Here is a 17,942-nt window from a genome sequence, read left to right on the forward strand (position 1 = left end):
CTCTTACTGTGGGGTCGAAGCCCGCATGCCCCCTGAATTGCAATGGAATGATACGGATGAGCCTGAACGACTTCGTGGTAGATGCACTCGTGCGCAACCCCGCTTACCAGCACGCACGACTATGGACTGTCGAGAACCACGAGAAGTACTCGACATTGGCCCAGCCTGAGCCGGGACCTGAAAGCGACCACCGTTTCAACCACGAAATATTTCTGCTTATGCGCGCTTTGAATGAGCAAGGCGTAGGTCAGAGCGGGCTCTGTGCTGATGCAGAGGGGCAGGGGGCGCTAAAGGCCGTCATCGGCGACGTTGCCGAGCGGTTGGCAGCGCTGAGCAGTGGGCGCCGCGTGCACTATGTGGAGCTGGGCCCGGAGCCGATCAAGAGCGCCTGCTTGCTGAAGCGAATGGTCGAGACGTCCAGCTCCATCCGCTACACCGCCATCGATATCAACCAGACCTCGCAAGCCGCGATGAGCGATGCCGTGGGGCCCATCGTGCGCGAGGATGGCAGTTTCAATTACATCGCCGCTGATTACCGCACCGTAACCCATGAGGATTTGCGTCACGATCAGGAACTCACACTCATCACCCTGCTTGGGTTTCAGGAGGGTAACGAGCTGCCCGTGAGCACTGGGCGGCTGATTCGTAGCCTTGCAGGTAACACCACCTACATCCTTTCGGAAATGCAGGTCTACGACGAAGGCCTGGAAAGTACCATCCTCAAGTTCTACGCCAACCCCTGCATGCTCCAGTTCTCCCAAATGGTCGCGCTTCAACAAGGCTTCATCCCCTCGGGCGAGCATGAAGCCATGCTCGTACCGCTACGCATTCAGGATGAACCCATCCATGTCGCGGTAACCCTGCAACCTGTGCAGCGTCTGCAGCAACGTGGGTACCTGCTGACCAACATCTGCCTCAAGTACACGCCCGAACAGTTCCGTCGCATCAGGGCCCGGCATTGCAACTGCAGTGTGGTGGACGAGTTCGCCAGCGGTGATGGCTCGGTGCGCTACCAGATCGCGAAGTACCTTCAGTAGTGACTCTACGGGGACAGACACATCATGAATCCTTCAGACACCTTACCCCTGTTCGAACGCGGCGTAGGGCGCGTGAAGCTGGCGCTCAAGTCGACATTGAAGCGTACGCCGCGGCCATCGCCTATCTGCCTCAGTGAGCAGTTGCCCTGGTCGGACGATTTGCTTTGCCAGCAGGGGCCCGTCCTCAGCGACACCCGAACACTTGGGCAGCTTGGGTATGCCGACAGCCCGCACGCCAAAATCGCAGCGGACAGCATCACCGGGGTGGCGGTTGTGCATCGGCTGTTCACGCCCGAGGGCGTTGCGGCCTTGCAAGGCATCTGCAGCCGTCTGGAGGAGGGGGCGGGTGACAGCGACTGGATCATTTCGCGGCGTACGCGAGGGGTGACGGCTTTATCATCGTTCATCAACGACATGATGTGCAGCCGCTCATTCCTGTTAGCTGTCTCGCGCATTGCAGGCGTGCCGTTGGTGCCTTACCCCATGGTCAATGCGCGCTCGCAGGTCAACTATTTCTACCCCAAGCCTGTCGAGCAACAGCAGCAACTCGGCATGTGGCACACAGACGGCACCAATTACGTGCTGAACATCGTGCTGTCGGGGGCCTGCGAATACAGCGGGGGCGAATTCCTGTTCCATAACGGCACTGTCGACAGCTTTGATGCGCTGGATCACCGTACCTTCGAAAATGCGCGCCTGGACGCACCTGGCGATGCCTTGTTCATTTATGGCAGCCGATTGTTCCACGGTGTGCGCCCGGTGGTCAGCGGGCGACGCATGTCGTTGGTGCTGTCCTTTCATTGTCCCTACTTTGGTGACGACTCCAACCGGTTTTGGCACTTGGCCTCCGACGATGGCATCCCTGCGACGATCCCTAAATGGTTGGGGTTGCGCTGGGCCTTGCAGCGATCAGCAGCCCGTCAGTTTTCAAGAATAGGCATCGAGCCGATTACGTTCGCGCAATTGCATCACACAGGGGCGTGAACATGCCAAGCAGTGCGCCATACCTGATCCTGCTGCAAGTCATCTTTGTCCTTTCCTGGAGTTCGGGCTTTATTGGTGCCCGGCTGGGCACGGAGGACGCGGGTGCCATCAATCTGCTGTTCTGGCGGTTTCTGCTGGTCAGCATCTGCCTGCTGCCTTTTGTCGTGCATCGGCTGCGTGCGCTTACGTGGGCGCAGATACGCTACAACGCCGTCATTGGTTTCCTGGCTCAGTTTGCCTATCTGGTCAGTGTCTACATCGCCATCCGGGGCGGGTTACCGGCGGGGATTGCCGCCATCATTTGTGCGCTGCAGCCATTGATCACGGCATCGATGAGCAACAACAGCCAGCATGAGCGCAGTGGTCGGCAGGAATGGCTCGGGCTTGGGGTGGGGTTCGCCGGCGTCAGCATGATCATTTTTGCAGAGTACAGCCTGTCTGCGAGCCAGCTTGGCCTCTGGCTGTATGCCCTGCCGCTGATCGCCGCCATCACGTTGTCCATCGCCACGCTGTATCAGCGTCGGCAATCGATCATGGCGACGGACCACAGCAAGGACGGTCTGCTGATGCCGTTGTTTCTGCAATCGACTGCGACACTGCTGCTGCTCACGGCTGCAGGCTTGCCACTGGGGTTGATCGAAGTGCCTGCCAGCACACAGGTCTGGGCGGCGGTCGCATGGCTGACCCTGTTCTCCACGTTCATTGCCTACCTGAGCCTGTGGATATTGCTGACAAAGCTCTCGGCGACCCGCGTCTCGGCACTGGTCTACCTCGAGCCACCGGTGACGTTGTTATGGGCGGCGTTGATGTTCGGGGACGTGATCCATTGGACAACCTATGTGGGCATTGCGGTGGTCGCGGCAGGTATCGCCATCACCCGCCAGCCGCGCAGGTCGGCCACGTCTGCCAATGCGCTGAGCGACACGGGTGACAGATAGACGCTCGTGAGCGCGGCACTGCGCTGGTCGCTAGAACCACCCGTCTTGCATGGTGATACAGGTGTCGTCGCGTACCTCGAGCAATGCCAGCTCATTGTGGCAGCCCGGTACTTCCCAGGTCAGGAAGTAGCGCGCGGCCTGCAGCTTGCCGAGGTAGAAGTCACGGTCGTCGGCGTTGCCTTTGAGCAGGCCGAGTTCGGCGTGGATCGCCTGTTCCAGCCAGCGCCAGCCGACCACGCAGTGGCCGAAGGCCTTGAGGTACAGGGCCGAGTTGCCCAGGGCGGTGCTGACGTTGCCCTGGGCCATGTCACCCAGCAGGGAAAGGGTGACGGCCTGCAGGCGATTGACCAACTGCTCCAGCGGCTGGCGCAGGGTGTCGAGGCCAGGGTGGTGGCTGGCGCGCTCGGCTGTGCTGGCGATCAGGCGGATCAGTTGCTTGAGCCCCGCGCCGCCGTTTTGCGCAAGCTTGCGGCCGAGCAGGTCGAGCGACTGGATGCCTTCAGTGCCCTCGTGAATCGGGTTCAGGCGGTTGTCGCGGTAATACTGCTCAACGGGGTATTCGCGGGTGTAGCCATGGCCGCCGAGGACCTGGATCGCTAACTCATTGGCTTTGAGGCAGAAGGTCGATGGCCAGGATTTGACGATCGGGGTCAACAGGTCGAGCAGTGCCTGGGCGTGTTGCCGAGTGCTCTCGTCGTCGGCTGTCTGGGTGTCGTCGAACAGGCGTGCGGCGTACAGGCCAAGGTCGAAGGCGCCTTCAACGTAAGCCTTCTGCGTCAGCAGCATGCGCTTGACGTCGGTATGCCCGATGATCGGCACGGCAGGGCTGTGCGGGTCCTTGTTGTCTGGCAACCGCCCTTGTGGCCGCTGGCGCGCGTAGTCCAGCGAGTACAGGTAGCCGGCATAACCGAGCATCACCGCGCCCATGCCAACGCCGATGCGCGCCTCGTTCATCATCTGGAACATGCAGGCCAGGCCCTGGTGCGGCTGGCCGACCAGGTAGCCGATGCACTGGCCGTTGTCGCCGAAGTTCAACGCCGTCGAGGTGGTGCCGCGCCAACCCATCTTGTGGAACAGGCCAGCCAGCAGCACATCGTTACGCTCGCCACGGCTGCCATCCGGGTTCACCCGGTACTTGGGCACGATGAACAGCGAGATGCCCTTCACCCCGGGAGGCGCATCCGGCAGCTTGGCCAGCACCATGTGCACGATGTTTTCCGACAGATCGTGGTCGCCGCCAGAGATGAAGATCTTGTTGCCTTTGAGCCGGTAGCTGCCATCGCCTGCAGGTTCGGCGCGGGTGCGGATATCGGCCAGGGACGAGCCCGCATGCGGCTCGGTCAACGCCATGGTGCCGAAGTAGCGGCCGTCGATCATTGGCTGCAGGAACAGGCGTTTTTGTTCGTCGGTGCCGAAGCTTTCGATCAGGTTGGCCGCGCCCATGGTCAGGAACGGGTAGGCGGTTGTGCCAGCGTTGGCGGCCTGGAAGTGTGCGAAGCAGGCCTGTGAGACCAGGCTGGGCAACTGCATGCCGCCGACTTCGAAGTCGCGGTTGGCGTTGAGAAAGCCCGCTTCGAGGAAGGCGTCCACGGCCGGCTTCACCTCGGGGATCAACTCGGCGCGGCCGTCCACGTAGCGCGGCTCGTTTTCATCGGCCTTGCGGTTGTGCGGCGCAAAGTACTTTTCGGCGATGGTACGGGCAGTGGTCAGCGCCGCGTCGAAGGTTTCGCGGCTGTGCTCGGCGAAGCGCGGGCGCTGGGTGAGGGCTTCGGCGTCGAGGACTTCGTAGAGCTCGAAGGCGAGGTTGCGAGGGCTGAGCAGGGTCTCGGGCATGGGGGCGGTCCTTGAGCGGGCTTGGGGCGAGTCTAGGATTGGCTCGAAGGGGTGGCTACCATGATTGATTCAATTGATGGTATGGAACAGGCAGAGACTTAAATGAACAGTGATCGCTTTAAGTCCTGCGGCTCGCACAGTGCGTTTGGGGAGGCAGAGCATAACCCTGGTTCAAGGTTGCAATAGGGTGCCGTCGACGTTCAGAGGGCGGAAGTACCCCTTAATGCAATTAATTTCACGCACACAAAGTTGAATGTGTGTTTCCTGTCGAAATGAAGTGCCTGGATAAAGCGCCCCTTCTTCCGTATGATTCAGGCAAAGCCCCAAGTCAATAACAGCCCCGACCACGTAGGGTTCTTTAATTGATCCTTGGCCACGTTTGTATTGTTTGATGAGGCGAGCATAGCTAAGAGCGCGCTCGGGGCTGCTCTCCCAAAAGTACGCACCCTCACCGAGCCAATCGTATTCATTCATGCTTGGCGAAATCTGATCGCCAGCCAAGACTGCCTCTCCGATCTTGCGATCACATCCGTGGAACCCGAGGACAAATGAGGGAAGCTGCTGATACATCTACCTGTAGTTCGCCTTAAGCTCGCCCTTGGTAGTGAAGACACCTGTCCTGGCACGGAAAGCTTTCGCCTCTGCAGGGTTGCCAGCAAGAATCTGTGCCAGCTGAAGGATGCGCTGGGCAGCTTCAACGTGCGGATTATCAGCCTTGGGCTTTGTAGGGGCTTTGGCAGTCATGTCGACCTCCATTGAGGCGGTATTGGCTGAAAGGTGCTTGAGCCACTCTACCGTCAAGGGAGGGATTTGTCAGCTCAAGCCGGCAAGTTCTCAGATTTTCATCCTATTCTGTAGTCCATTTCGCAAACATACCCTCAACCCAGCTCTTGCCATTGGCTGCAATCGATTCCAATTCAAACCTTTAGAATTGAAAAAGGAGAGCCTAAGCTCTCCTTCTTCTTCAGCAACCCGCAGCCATCAACCGATGGTCATCAGGCTCGCATTACCCCCCGCAGCAGCAGTATTCACACTCACCGCCCGCTCGATCACCAGCCGCTCCAGCGCAATCTGGTGGTCGCCGCTGGACAGACCGTGCACACCGACGATCGCCCCGGCACGCTTGGCCACTTGCTGGCACACGCTACGCAGCTGGTCCGAATCGCCATGGTGGATCACGGCGTCGAACGCCACTTCATCCTTGTTCCAATCCGCTACCAGCTTGACCTTGGCCTGCAGCTCTTTCGGCAGGCGGGCGCGCAGGGCTTTGCCCGGTTCGCCGTCAGCCCATACCGCCGAGCTGCCAACCGCCAAGACGGCAGCAAACTGCGCCAGCAGGTCGGCTTCGTTGTCCGCCAGGCACAGCACGTGCTCGCGCGGCAGGATGGTGTAGCTGTTGCGCTCGCCGGTCGGGCCTGGCAGCAGGCGGGCGATGCCGCTCTGCGACTGGCCGGCAAACTGGGTGCACAGCGCAGCCAGGTCGGCCTGCTGGTTGCTCTCGGCCCAGGCCTTGAGGCTGTGCAGCGGCTTGATCAGCTGCTCGTGCAGGGTGCGGTCAGGCTTGCCTTCGCCATCCTGCTGCTGGAAGTGACGGCCAATGGCGTCGGCCGGGCGGGTCGACAGCAGGCGGTACAGGTACAGCGGGCCGCCGGCTTTCGGGCCGGTACCGGACAGGCCTTCACCGCCGAACGGTTGCACGCCGACCACTGCGCCAACGATGTTGCGGTTGACGTACATGTTGCCGGCGTTGGCGTTCTCCACCACTTTGGCGATGGTCTCGTCGATGCGGGTGTGCACGCCGAGGGTCAGGCCGTAACCGGAGTTGTTGATCTGCTCGATCAGTTGGTCGAGGTTGCGGCGGTTGTAGCGCACCACGTGCAGCACTGGGCCGAAGATCTCGCGCTTGAGTTCGTCGAAGCTGTCCAGCTCGATCAGGGTTGGCATGACGAAGGTGCCGCGTTTGACCTCGGCCGCATCGGCGATGGCAACCTGGTAGACCGAGCGGCCTTTTTCACGCATGCCCTGGATGTGCTTCTCGATGCCGGCCTTGGCTTCGGCGTCGATCACCGGGCCGATGTCCACGGCCAGGCGGTCGGGGTTGCCCAGGCGGCTTTCGGCCATGGCACCCTTGAGCATCTCGATCACACGGTCGGCGGAGTCTTCCTGCAGGCACAGCACGCGCAGTGCCGAGCAGCGCTGGCCGGCGCTGTCGAAGGCCGAGGACACCACGTCGATCACCACCTGCTCGGTCAGGGCCGAGGAGTCGACGATCATCGCGTTCTGGCCGCCGGTTTCGGCGATCAGCGGGATCGGGCGGCCCTGGTTGTCCAGGCGGCCGGCGACGTTACGTTGCAGCAGGCGGGCCACTTCGGTGGAACCGGTGAACATCACGCCTTTGACGCGCTCGTCACCGACCAGGCCGGCACCGACCGTCTCGCCGCGGCCTGGCAGCAGTTGCAGGACGCCTTCCGGAATGCCGGCTTCCAGCAGCAGGCGCACGGCCTGGGCGGCAATCAGCGGGGTTTGCTCGGCGGGCTTGGCCAGTACCGGGTTCCCTGCGGCGAGTGCAGCGGCGACCTGGCCGCTGAAGATTGCCAGCGGGAAGTTCCACGGGCTGATGCACACCACTGGGCCCAATGGGCGGTGGGCGTCGTTGCTGAAGTCGTTGCGTGCCTGCACCGCGTAGTAGCGCAGGAAGTCCACGGCCTCGCGCACTTCGGCGATGGCGTTGGCGAAGGTTTTACCCGCCTCGCGGATGAGCAGGCCCATCAGCGGCTGGATCTCGGCTTCCATCAGGTCGGCGGTGCGCTCAAGGATCGCTGCGCGCTCGGCGGGTGGGGTGGCCTGCCAGATCGGTGCGGCGTTGAGGGCGCACTGGATGGCGTTGTCGACGTCGGCAACCGTGGCTTCCTGGACGTGGCCGACCACATCGCGGTGGTCCGCTGGGTTCAGCACCGGCACAGCAGCCGATTCGCTGGCGGCGCAGGCCAGCAGCGGGGTGGCTTTCCAGTCGTTGTGGGCAGTGGCCAGCATGGCGCAGGACAGCGACGCCAGGCGGTGTTCGTTGGCCATGTCGATACCGGCCGAGTTGGCCCGCTCAGTGCCGTACAGGTCGCGCGGCAACGGGATGCGCGGGTGTGGCAGGCCGATGCCGCCTTCCTGGGTGGCCATGCGCTCGATGCTGGCGACCGGGTCGGCAACCAGCTCCTGGATGGAGATCGAGTGGTCGGCGATGCGGTTGACGAACGAGGTGTTGGCGCCGTTTTCCAACAGGCGACGAACCAGGTACGCAAGCAGGGTTTCGTGGGTGCCGACCGGTGCATAGACGCGGCACGGACGGTTCAGCTTGCCGTCGGAAATCTTGCCGACCACTTGCTCGTACAGCGGCTCACCCATGCCGTGCAGGCACTGGAACTCGTACTGGCCGGGGTAATAGTTCTGGCCGGCGATGTGGTAGATGGCCGACAGGGTGTGGGCGTTGTGGGTGGCGAACTGCGGGTAGATGGCTTCGGGCACGGCCAGCAGTTTGCGTGCGCAGGCGACATAGGACACATCGGTGTACACCTTGCGGGTGTAGACCGGGTAGCCTTCCAGGCCTTCGACCTGGGCGCGCTTGATTTCGCTGTCCCAGTAGGCGCCTTTCACCAGGCGGATCATCAGGCGATGGCGGCTGCGCTTGGCCAGGTCGATGACATAGTCGATCACATACGGGCAGCGCTTCTGGTAGGCCTGGATGACGAAGCCAATACCGTTCCAGCCTGCCAGCGAGGGTTCGAAGCACAGGCGCTCGAGCAGGTCGAGCGACAGCTCCAGGCGGTCGGCTTCTTCGGCGTCGATGTTCAGGCCGATATCGTATTGCTTGGCCAGCAGGGTCAGCGACAGCAGGCGCGGGTACAGCTCTTCCATCACGCGCTCGTACTGGGCGCGGCTGTAGCGCGGGTGCAGGGCCGACAGCTTGATCGAGATGCCCGGGCCTTCATAGATGCCGCGGCCATGCGAGGCTTTGCCGATCGAGTGGATCGCTTGCTCGTAGGATGCCAGGTACTTCTGTGCGTCGTGCTCGGTCAGTGCGGCTTCGCCGAGCATGTCGTAGGAATAACGGAAGCCCTTGGCCTCGAAACGGCTGGCGTTGGCCAGGGCTTCGGCGATGGTTTCACCGGTGACGAACTGCTCGCCCATCAGGCGCATGGCCATGTCGACGCCCTTGCGGATCATCGGCTCGCCGCTTTTGCCGATGATACGGGTGAGCGACGAGGTGAGGCCGGATTCGTTATGGGTGGACACCAGCTTGCCGGTCAGCAGCAGGCCCCAGGTGGCGGCGTTGACGAACAGCGATGGGCTGTTGCCCAGGTGCGGCTGCCAGTTGCCGGTGCTGATCTTGTCGCGGATCAGCGCATCGCGGGTGCCCTTGTCTGGGATGCGCAGCAAGGCTTCTGCCAGGCACATCAGCGCCACGCCTTCCTGAGACGACAGCGAGAACTCTTGCAGCAGGCCCTGGACGATGCCTGCGCGGCCGCCAGCGCTCTTCTGGTTGCGCAGTTTTTCGGCGATGCCGGCCGCCAGTTTGTTGGTGGCCTCTGCCAGGGGCGCGCTGAGGCGAGCTTGCTCCAGCAGCATCGGAATGACTTCCTGCTCGGGGCGGCGGTAAGCGGCGGTGATGGCCGAGCGCAGTACCGATTGCGGCAGGATGCTCTCGGCGAATTCGAGGAAGCATTGGTGAGCATGGTCCGGCTGGACTTCGCCAGCATCGTCGACCAGGTTGCTGGCATGACCGTTGAGTTCGGTCAGGGTGGCACCACCCTCGAGCTTCTCCAGGTAATTGAAGATCGCTTGCTTGATCAACCAATGCGGCGTGCGGTCGATGGACTGCGCAGCTGCTTTGAGTCGCTCACGGGTAGGGTCATCGAGTTTGACCCCAAGGGTGGTCGTCGCCATTTCTTATCCTCATTATTGCCACGGCTGTGGCCTAAGCTGACGCCAAGAGTAGCTGTAGGGCAATTCAGGTGCAACCAGGTGCAACCCGATTTTTTTACGGAAAAGGTGCAACTCGTCCGGCGAACATTCCTACACTTAATTAAAGGTTGTTTCTGGGGCGATTTAGTCTGAAAAATCCCGTTTTTGCTCCAAAAAGGAGCAAGAACGAGGCTTTAACTGAAAATGCATGAGTAGGTGCAACTTGAAACGGAAAAAGGGTTGCACCCTGTTTGCGATGTTGCATAGCATTCGCCACCTGGGTGCAACCGCCACGTTGCGGTTGTGCATGAAATAACAACAAACGCCAGGGCACACGCATGGGCAATCCACTAACGATCACCTTTGTGATCTATATCGCTGCGATGGTACTGATCGGCTTCGCCGCGTATCGCGCCACCAATAACCTTTCCGACTACATCCTGGGCGGTCGAAGCCTGGGCAGCGTGGTCACCGCGCTCTCTGCCGGTGCGTCCGACATGAGCGGCTGGCTGTTGATGGGCCTGCCGGGCGCCATCTACTTCTCCGGCCTTTCCGAAGCCTGGATCGCCATCGGCCTGACCGTCGGCGCCTACCTGAACTGGCTGTTCGTTGCGGGCCGCCTGCGGGTGCAGACCGAGCACAACGGCGATGCCTTGACGCTGCCGGACTACTTCGCCAGCCGCTTCGAAGACCAGAGCGGCCTGCTGCGGATCATCTCGGCCATCGTCATCCTGGTGTTCTTCACCATCTATTGCGCGTCGGGCATCGTCGCCGGTGCGCGTCTGTTCGAAAGCACCTTCGGCATGCCGTACGAGACGGCCCTGTGGGCTGGCGCTGCCGCCACCATCGCCTACACCTTCGTCGGTGGCTTCCTGGCGGTGAGCTGGACTGACACCGTGCAGGCTTCGCTGATGATTTTCGCACTGATCCTCACCCCGGTGATCGTGCTGATCTCGACCGGTGGCTTCGACACCACCTTCCTGGCCATCGAAGCGCAGAACCCGGCCAACTTCGACATGTTCAAAGGTGCCACCTTCATCGGCATCATCTCGCTGATGGGTTGGGGCCTGGGCTACTTCGGCCAGCCGCACATCCTGGCGCGCTTCATGGCCGCTGACTCGGTCAAGTCGATCGCCAAGGCCCGTCGCATTTCCATGACGTGGATGATCCTGTGCCTGGCCGGTACCTGTGCCGTGGGCTTCTTCGGCATCGCCTACTTCTCGGCCAACCCGGACCTTGCAGGCCCGGTCACCGAGAACCACGAGCGCGTGTTCATCGAGCTGGCGAAGATCCTGTTCAACCCATGGATTGCGGGCGTGTTGCTGTCGGCCATCCTGGCGGCGGTGATGAGCACCTTGAGCTGCCAGCTGCTGGTGTGCTCCAGCGCCTTGACCGAAGACTTCTACAAAGCCTTCCTGCGCAAGGGTGCTTCCCAGCGTGAGCTGGTGTGGGTCGGCCGCCTGATGGTGCTGGCGGTTGCCCTGATTGCCATCGCCATGGCAGCCAACCCGGAAAACCGCGTGCTGGGCCTGGTGGCCTACGCCTGGGCGGGCTTCGGTGCGGCCTTTGGTCCGGTGGTGCTGATCTCGGTACTGTGGAAAGGCATGACCCGTAACGGCGCCCTTGCCGGTATCGTGGTGGGTGCGTTGACCGTGATCCTGTGGAAGCAATTCGACACCCTTGGGCTGTACGAAATCATCCCAGGCTTCCTCTTCGCCAGCATCGCCATCGTCGTGGTGAGCAAGCTGGGTAGCCCGTCGACGGCGATGGTTCAGCGCTTCGAAACGGCTGATGCGGCGTATCACGCTGACAAGTAATACCCGTTGAACAGGCGGCGCCCGCGAAGCAGGCGCCGCCGATCGACAGCCAGGCCTGACTCCGCCTGCAAGGCAAGGTAAACTTGCCACCCCCGCAGGAGTTGCCATGAACTATCGTCACGCCTTCCACGCCGGCAACCACGCCGACGTCCTCAAGCACATCGTGCTGACCCGCCTCATCGCCCTGATGTCGCGCAAGGAGCAGCCGTTCGCCTATATCGATACCCACGCAGGCCTTGGCCTGTATGACTTGCAGGGCGACCAGGCGACCCGCACCGGTGAATACCTCGAAGGCGTTGCCCGGTTGTGGGACCGCGACGACCTGCCGGCCATGGCAGGCGATTACCTGCGCATCATCAAGCGCCTCAATGCCGATGGCGAGTTGCGTTACTACCCGGGTTCGCCAGAGCTGGCCCGCCGCCTGATGCGTCAGCAAGACCGCGCCCTGCTCAACGAGAAGCACCCCGAAGACGGGCCGCTGCTCAAAGAGAACATGAAGAAAGACCCACGCGTCTTCGTTCACCTGGGCGAGGGCTGGCATGTGCCGCGCGCCCTGCTGCCGGTGCAGGAAAAGCGCGCGATCATGCTGATCGACCCGCCGTTCGAGCAGGCCGATGAGCTCAAGCGCTGCACCACTTCGATGAAAGAGGCGATCGGCCGCATGCGCCAAACCGTCGCGGCCATTTGGTACCCGATCAAGGACCAGCGCTCGCTGACCCGCTTCTATCAGGACCTCACCAGCACTGGCGCGCCCAAGTTGCTGCGCGTGGAGTTGTATGTGCACCACCAAGACAGCCCGCAGGGGCTCAACGGCTCTGGCCTGGCCATTGCCAACCCGCCGTGGGGGCTGGAGGAAGAGCTGAAGGAACTGCTGCCCTGGCTCGCCAAAGAGCTGGCACAGACGGCGGGTAGCTACCGGATGGACTGGCTGATCGCCGAATAAGCAGATTCTGTGCGGCCCTGTGGGAGCGGCCTTGCGTCGCGAAAGGGCCGCACAGCGGCCCCGGTAATCGTGTAAAAATGCCGAAATCGGGGGGCTGCTGCGCAGCCCTTTCGCGACGCAAGGCCGCTCCCACATCTACCGCGCAGTCGGTGACGTTTGCGTTATAATCTCGCCCTTTAGCCGCCATCCGCCCACGAGGCCGCTGGCGCATCTCTACCGAAAGAAGAGGCTAATCCCTTGGCATTGACGATTCTTGGCCTGTCCGGCGCCCTTAGCCATGACCCTTCCGCGGCCCTGTACATTGACGGCAAGCTGATTGCCGCCGCCGAAGAAGAGCGCTTCGTGCGTGACAAGCATGCGAAGAACCGCATGCCCTACGAGTCGGCGAAGTTCTGCTTGGAGCAGGCAGGCATCAAGCCATCCGACGTCGACGTGGTAGCCATTCCGTTCGCCCCGATCAGCCTGTTCGGCAAGGCACGCTGGCACTATGCCAAGCGCTACTGGTATGCCCCGGACCGCGCCCTCGACGCGATCCTGATGGGCAATCGTCGCTACAAGCGCTATCGCAAGAAGATCGTCTGGTGCCTGGAGCAACTGGGCTTCGACCCGAAAAAGGTCAAGATCGAACCGGTCGAGCACCACCTGGCCCACGCCTCCAGCGCCTACCACTGCTCGGGTTTCAAGGAAAAGACCGCGATCCTGGGTATTGACGGTAAGGGCGAGTACGCCACGACCTTCTTCGGCTATGGCGAAAACGGCAAGATCCACAAGATCAAGGAATTCTTCGACCCGGACTCCCTGGGCGGCCTGTATGGCGCGATCACCGAGTTCCTCGGTTTCGAAATGCTCGACGGCGAGTTCAAGGTCATGGGCATGGCGCCGTACGGCGACGCCAGCAAATATGACTTCTCGCGCCTGGCCAGCTTCGAGAACGGCGAACTGGTGATCAACACCGAATACGCCAACGTCATCGGCCTGCGCCGCTATAAAGAGAAGGGCAAGGGCTTCTACTTCTCGCCGAAGCTGATCGAGTGGCTGGGCCCCAAGCGCGAAGGCGACATCGCCGACGAGCCGTACATCCACTACGCCGCCAGCATGCAGGCGCTGTTCGAGAAGCTGGCCCTGCAGATGATCGACCATTACCTGGGCGATACCTTGAAGCAGACCGGCAAGCTGGCCTTCGCCGGCGGCTGCGCGCTGAACGTCAAGCTCAACCAGAAGATCATCGCTCGCCCGGATGTGAAGGAGCTTTTTGTTCAGCCTGCTTCCGGTGACGCCGGTACTGCGGTGGGTGCCGCGGCCTATGTGTCCCATGCACGCGGCGTGCCGGTCGAGAAGATGGAACACGTCTACCTCGGCCCGTCGTACTCCAACGAGGACGTGATCGCCGCCTGTGCCCGTCACCCGGACCAGCCGAAGTGGCGCAAGCTCGACAATATGCCCGAGCAGATCGCCAAGATCATGGTCGACGGCAACCCAGTGGCCTGGTTCCAGGGCCGCATGGAATTCGGCCCGCGCGCCCTGGGTGGTCGTTCGATCATCGGCTGCCCGAGCGTAGAAGGTGTGGCTGACCGCATCAACCACCAGATCAAGTTCCGCGAGCGCTGGAGACCTTTCTGCCCGTCGATGCTCGACACCGTCGCCCCGCAGATGATCAAGGTCGATCACCCGGCGCCGTTCATGACCTTCACCTTCGAAGTGGCTGAAGAGTGGAAAACCCGCGTACCGGAGGTGGTCCACGAGGACGGCACTTCGCGTGCCCAGGTGCTCAAGCGCGAATACAACCCGCGTTACTACGACATGATGAAGGCGCTGGAAAACCTGACCGGCAACGGCGTGTCGCTGAACACTTCGCTGAACCGTCGGGGTGAACCGATGATCTGCTCGCCGACCGATGCCCTGAACATGTTCTTCGGCTCGGACCTGCAGTACCTGATCATGGAAGACATCCTGGTAGTGAAGGACGGCGCGGCCGCGTATGACCAGCCGCTCTGAACCGCGCATCCTGCAGTTCTGCCATGGCTATGACGGGCCGTTTCTGGACTGTGCCCGTCAGTACGCCAGCCTGTTTCAGGGGCGTGGCTACCAGGTCACCACAGTGTTTCTCACCGGCGCCGCCGACCCGCAAGTCGCGGCCGGCTGCGCGTCGGACGAGGTGCTGTTCCTGGAGTTCAGCTCCAAGGCCGTGCGTGGGCTGAAGCTTGGCGCCATCCGTGCTTTGCGGCGGATTGCGGCTGAGCGCCATTTCAGTTTCTGCATCGCCCACCGGTTCAAGCCGATTTATGTCGCCTTGTTGGGCACCGGCCTGCCGGTGATCGGTGTGCACCACGCCTTTGGCGACTATCAGCGCAAAGGGCGGCGGCTGTTTGCCAACCTGTTCAGCAAGCGCCTGAGCCTGCTCGGCGTTTCCGACGCGGTGCGGGACGACATGCGCCGCTGCCTGCCCGCATGGCCGGCTGAACGTATCCAGACCCTGTACAACCGTATCGACATCGAGGCCCTGCAGGCTGCATTGGTGCCTCGGGATGCAGCGCGCGAGGCTCTTGGCCTCGACCCTCAGGCGTGGATCGTCGGCAACGTCGGCCGCCTGCACCCAGACAAAGACCAGGCCACGCTGTTGCGCGGTTTTGCCCAGGCGCTGCCGGGGCTGCCTGCTGGCGCGCGCCTGGCGATACTGGGCAAAGGCCGCCTGGAAGCCGAGCTCAAGGCACTGGCTGCCGAGCTGGGTATCGCCGCGCAAGTGGACTTCCTCGGCCAGGTGCCGGATGCCCGCCGTTATTTCACCGCGTTCGATGTGTTCGCCTTGAGTTCGGACCACGAGCCGTTCGGCATGGTCCTGCTTGAAGCCATGGTGGCGGGCGTACCGGTGCTGGCCACGGCCTGCGGCGGTGCCCGCGAAGTGGTCGAAGGTGTGGGTGTGCTGTTCCCGCTCGGTGACGCTGGGCAGCTGGCCCAAGGCCTGAAGCACATGGCCACGCTGGATGAGCAGCAGCGCGAAGCGTGCGCCGAGCACATGCTGCAACGCCTGCACCAGCGCTTTTCTGACCCGGCGGTGCGCGAGGCCTTCTGGCAGTTGCCGCAGGTGCGTGCCCTGGTGGCGCAGGCGTGATGCTCAATCATATCCAAGCCTTCCGCGAACGCGGTTGGCAAGTCATCGACGCCAACGCGTATGCCGAAGCCTGGGCACGTTTTGGCGGCAGCGTGGCTACGCACCCGCTGGTGGTCGAGCAGTTGGCCGAGCTGGCGCAAATTCCCGTGCGCTACCTGGGGTGGCTGCAAGGCGGCGAGCTGAAGGCAGCGATCCCGACGTGGGGGCGCCACCTGGCGCTGTCCAAGGACGTGCTCAAGCGTGCGGGCAAGAAAGGCCTGTTCGACCTCGGCAACGCCGAGATCATCCTGCCGGCCGCCGCCGATGCTGGCGCGCCACTGCGCCATGCCGCGCGTTACCTGTCCGAGCTGAACCAGGGCCGCTTCACCGGGCTCAAGGCGCAGACCGAGCAGTTGGCCATGGCCCGTGCCCACGAGGACCTGTCGAAGAAGTTTCGCTACAACCAGCGCCGCGAGTTGCGTTTGCTGGAAGAAGCGGGCGGGGTGGTGCGGCCGATCAGTGACTTTGACGCCGGCCAGATTGCCGCCATGTACCGTGACCTGTTCCAGCGTCGCTGGGGCTTCCCGGCCACCGGTGCCGAGCGCATTGACGAGGTGCTCGAGCGTTTGCGCGAGCTGTTGATCGGTTCGGTGCTGTTGCTCGACGACAAGCCCATCGCGATTCAGTTGGTGTATCGCGTCGAAGCGCCTGAGTGGATCAGCGTCGAGTACGTCAATGGCGGTGTCGACCCGGAAACCAAGGCGTTCAGCCCCGGGAGCGTGCTGAGCTTCCTGAATACCCAGGCGGCCTGGGAAGACGCCCGGGCGCGTAACAAACCCCTGCGGTTCTCGTTCGGTCGCGCCGACCGCGAGTACAAGGACCGCTGGTGCAACCCCGTGCCGGTGTTCCAGGCGTGAGCCGCAAGCAGCAGTTGCTCAAGCGCCACCGGCGCAACAAGCGCCTGGGCCTGCTTGCAGGCCTGCTCGCGCTGATCGGGCTGGGTGTATTCACCTGGTGGTGGCTGCCGCTGTTGTTGCTGCCGCTGGTGTGGGCCGCCCACGAGGCCTGGTTCGCGGACCACCTGTTCTACGCGCCCACCGAGGACTATGCCTACAACTTCGGTGAGCAGGCCCGCGCAGCCTCGGCCAGCCTGCAAAACGGCCTGTTGAAGGCCGACGCAGCGCTGCAAGGCGACGAAACCCTGGTCCTGGAGCTGCGGGTAAAGAGCACCTGGTTGGGGCGGTTTCTCGACCCGCGGGTGGAACTGTTGGCGGATGAGCTGATGGACCGGCAGGCGTTCGAGCGCGGTGTCGACGGGGTTCGCTTCCTCAACCTGACCGGCCTGGCCGCGCCGCTCCAGGCCGGTACGCTGCGTATGCGTGGCCGCCATTGCCGGCTGCAGGGCGAACCGCGCCTGTGGATAACCCCCAGCGTCGAGTTGCAGCGCCGTCGCGTGATGGTCATTGCGCCCCATGCCGATGACGCTGAGCTGGCAGCTTATGGCCTGTACAGCCAAGCCGACGAAACCTGGGTGGTCACCCTGACTGCCGGCGAAATCGAAGCCGAGCACTATCAACAGATGGGCCTGGGCAAAGCCGAGGCGGCGCGGCTCAAAGGCCGTTTGCGTGCCTGGGACAGCATTGCCGTGCCGCGCTGGGCGGGCGTGCCGGAATCGCGCTGTGTGCAGTTGGGCTACTTCTGCCTGCAACTGCCGGCCATGCAGGCCGCGCCGGATGTGCCGGCCGCTTCACGCGAGGCCGACATGGCCGATATCCGCCCGTTCCGCCAGTTCAACCCATTCGCGCTGCCCGCCGACAGTGATGGTGCGCCGACCTGGCACAACCTGCTGGCTGACCTGCGCGCGTTGCTGGCCATGGCCAAGCCCGAAGTGCTGGTCATGCCGCACCCGCAACTCGACCCGCACCCCGACCATATCTGTGCCCAGGCGGCCGTGCTGGAAGCCTTGCAGGGCCTGGAGTGGCAGCCGCAAACGCTGCTGTGCTATGCCAACCACCTGCATGACAACGACCGCTGGCCAATGGGTGACAGCGGCGACGGTGTGGCCTTGCCGCCGCAACTGAGTGCCGACCAGCCGTGGGCGCCGTGCGCGCTGGTGCTGGGCCTGCCGACCCAACACGACAAGGCCATGGCCCTGGGCATGATGCACGACCTGCAGCCCCCGGCGCCGTTCAAGCGCCGCCTGCGCCGCCTGTTGCAACGCTGGCTGGCCGGGCGCCGGCCGTCGCCCTATGGCGAGAACGAATTCTTCCGCAAGGCCGTGCGCCGACATGAACTGTTCTGGCAGCGTGAGCTGTAGGCGCGCCCCCTGGTTGACCGCGATGGCGCTGA

13 protein-coding genes are annotated in these 17,942 nt (G+C 62.8%); 9 read left to right on the forward strand and 4 right to left on the reverse strand.

What is annotated here, in order from left to right:
• The first annotated feature begins 56 nt into the window (after nt 1–56).
• The 3 genes from MFF34_RS18440 to MFF34_RS18450 are packed head-to-tail and all read left to right on the forward strand — an operon-like array spanning nt 57 to nt 2,959.
• Nucleotides 57–1,037: a hypothetical protein gene (locus tag MFF34_RS18440; protein WP_238215707.1), complete on the forward strand. Its 981-nt coding sequence runs from the start codon at nt 57–59 to the stop codon at nt 1,035–1,037.
• A gap of 24 nt (nt 1,038–1,061) precedes the next feature.
• Nucleotides 1,062–2,021: a 2OG-Fe(II) oxygenase gene (locus MFF34_RS18445; RefSeq protein ID WP_238215709.1), complete on the forward strand. Its 960-nt coding sequence runs from the start codon at nt 1,062–1,064 to the stop codon at nt 2,019–2,021.
• Between the two features lie 2 nt (nt 2,022–2,023).
• Nucleotides 2,024–2,959 (forward strand): DMT family transporter, encoded by a 936-nt coding sequence (locus MFF34_RS18450; protein ID WP_238215711.1) that lies wholly within the window; start codon nt 2,024–2,026, stop codon nt 2,957–2,959.
• A gap of 30 nt (nt 2,960–2,989) precedes the next feature.
• On the opposite strand, the gene MFF34_RS18455 is transcribed toward MFF34_RS18450, so the two are convergent.
• The 4 genes from MFF34_RS18455 to putA all read right to left on the reverse strand — a co-directional run bounded on the left by MFF34_RS18455 (nt 2,990) and on the right by putA (nt 9,727).
• Nucleotides 2,990–4,792, reverse strand: a complete 1,803-nt coding sequence (locus MFF34_RS18455) for an acyl-CoA dehydrogenase (RefSeq protein WP_238215713.1) — start codon at nt 4,790–4,792, stop codon at nt 2,990–2,992.
• 171 nt (nt 4,793–4,963) lie between these two features.
• Nucleotides 4,964–5,293: a hypothetical protein gene (locus MFF34_RS18460; protein ID WP_238215715.1), complete on the reverse strand. Its 330-nt coding sequence runs from the start codon at nt 5,291–5,293 to the stop codon at nt 4,964–4,966.
• A gap of 69 nt (nt 5,294–5,362) precedes the next feature.
• Nucleotides 5,363–5,536: a hypothetical protein gene (locus MFF34_RS18465; protein ID WP_238215717.1), complete on the reverse strand. Its 174-nt coding sequence runs from the start codon at nt 5,534–5,536 to the stop codon at nt 5,363–5,365.
• A 237-nt stretch (nt 5,537–5,773) separates the two neighbouring features.
• Nucleotides 5,774–9,727, reverse strand: coding sequence for a trifunctional transcriptional regulator/proline dehydrogenase/L-glutamate gamma-semialdehyde dehydrogenase (putA, locus tag MFF34_RS18470; protein ID WP_099430604.1), 3,954 nt, complete (start codon nt 9,725–9,727; stop codon nt 5,774–5,776).
• Between the two features lie 356 nt (nt 9,728–10,083).
• On the opposite strand from putA, the gene putP reads away from it, so the two are divergent.
• The 6 genes from putP (at nt 10,084) to MFF34_RS18500 (ending at nt 17,910) form a co-directional block, all read left to right on the forward strand.
• On the forward strand, nt 10,084–11,562 hold the full coding sequence (gene putP, locus MFF34_RS18475; protein ID WP_238215719.1) for a sodium/proline symporter PutP: 1,479 nt from the start codon (nt 10,084–10,086) through the stop codon (nt 11,560–11,562).
• A gap of 106 nt (nt 11,563–11,668) precedes the next feature.
• Nucleotides 11,669–12,505, forward strand: coding sequence for a 23S rRNA (adenine(2030)-N(6))-methyltransferase RlmJ (locus MFF34_RS18480; RefSeq protein WP_238215721.1), 837 nt, complete (start codon nt 11,669–11,671; stop codon nt 12,503–12,505).
• A gap of 237 nt (nt 12,506–12,742) precedes the next feature.
• Nucleotides 12,743–14,500, forward strand: coding sequence for a carbamoyltransferase (locus tag MFF34_RS18485; protein ID WP_027592485.1), 1,758 nt, complete (start codon nt 12,743–12,745; stop codon nt 14,498–14,500).
• Entirely contained in the window at nt 14,484–15,614 is a 1,131-nt protein-coding gene (locus tag MFF34_RS18490; RefSeq protein WP_085272290.1) for a glycosyltransferase, read from the forward strand. The genes MFF34_RS18485 and MFF34_RS18490 overlap by 17 nt, the downstream gene beginning before the upstream one ends.
• The gene (locus MFF34_RS18495; protein ID WP_027592487.1) at nt 15,614–16,510 is read left to right on the forward strand and encodes an antimicrobial resistance protein Mig-14; all 897 of its coding nucleotides are present in this window, start codon (nt 15,614–15,616) and stop codon (nt 16,508–16,510) included. Before MFF34_RS18490 ends, MFF34_RS18495 begins: the two co-directional genes overlap by 1 nt.
• A complete protein-coding gene (locus MFF34_RS18500) occupies nt 16,507–17,910 on the forward strand; it encodes a PIG-L deacetylase family protein (RefSeq protein WP_238215779.1) in 1,404 nt (467 codons plus the stop codon). The genes MFF34_RS18495 and MFF34_RS18500 overlap by 4 nt, the downstream gene beginning before the upstream one ends.
• Nucleotides 17,911–17,942 lie beyond the last annotated feature (32 nt).

Origin of the sequence: Pseudomonas sp. PAGU 2196 (assembly GCF_022179005.1) — a bacterium.
Classification (GTDB): domain Bacteria; phylum Pseudomonadota; class Gammaproteobacteria; order Pseudomonadales; family Pseudomonadaceae; genus Aquipseudomonas; species Aquipseudomonas kermanshahensis.

Coding starts and splice junctions, on each gene's coding strand:
- MFF34_RS18440 (WP_238215707.1), top strand. CDS start 57: ATGAGCCTGAACGACTTCGTGGTAGATGCACTCGTGCGCAACCCCGCT.
- MFF34_RS18445 (WP_238215709.1), top strand. CDS start 1,062: ATGAATCCTTCAGACACCTTACCCCTGTTCGAACGCGGCGTAGGGCGC.
- MFF34_RS18450 (WP_238215711.1), top strand. CDS start 2,024: ATGCCAAGCAGTGCGCCATACCTGATCCTGCTGCAAGTCATCTTTGTC.
- MFF34_RS18455 (WP_238215713.1), bottom strand. CDS start 4,792: ATGCCCGAGACCCTGCTCAGCCCTCGCAACCTCGCCTTCGAGCTCTAC.
- MFF34_RS18465 (WP_238215717.1), bottom strand. CDS start 5,536: ATGACTGCCAAAGCCCCTACAAAGCCCAAGGCTGATAATCCGCACGTT.
- putA (WP_099430604.1), bottom strand. CDS start 9,727: ATGGCGACGACCACCCTTGGGGTCAAACTCGATGACCCTACCCGTGAG.
- putP (WP_238215719.1), top strand. CDS start 10,084: ATGGGCAATCCACTAACGATCACCTTTGTGATCTATATCGCTGCGATG.
- MFF34_RS18480 (WP_238215721.1), top strand. CDS start 11,669: ATGAACTATCGTCACGCCTTCCACGCCGGCAACCACGCCGACGTCCTC.
- MFF34_RS18490 (WP_085272290.1), top strand. CDS start 14,484: ATGACCAGCCGCTCTGAACCGCGCATCCTGCAGTTCTGCCATGGCTAT.
- MFF34_RS18495 (WP_027592487.1), top strand. CDS start 15,614: ATGCTCAATCATATCCAAGCCTTCCGCGAACGCGGTTGGCAAGTCATC.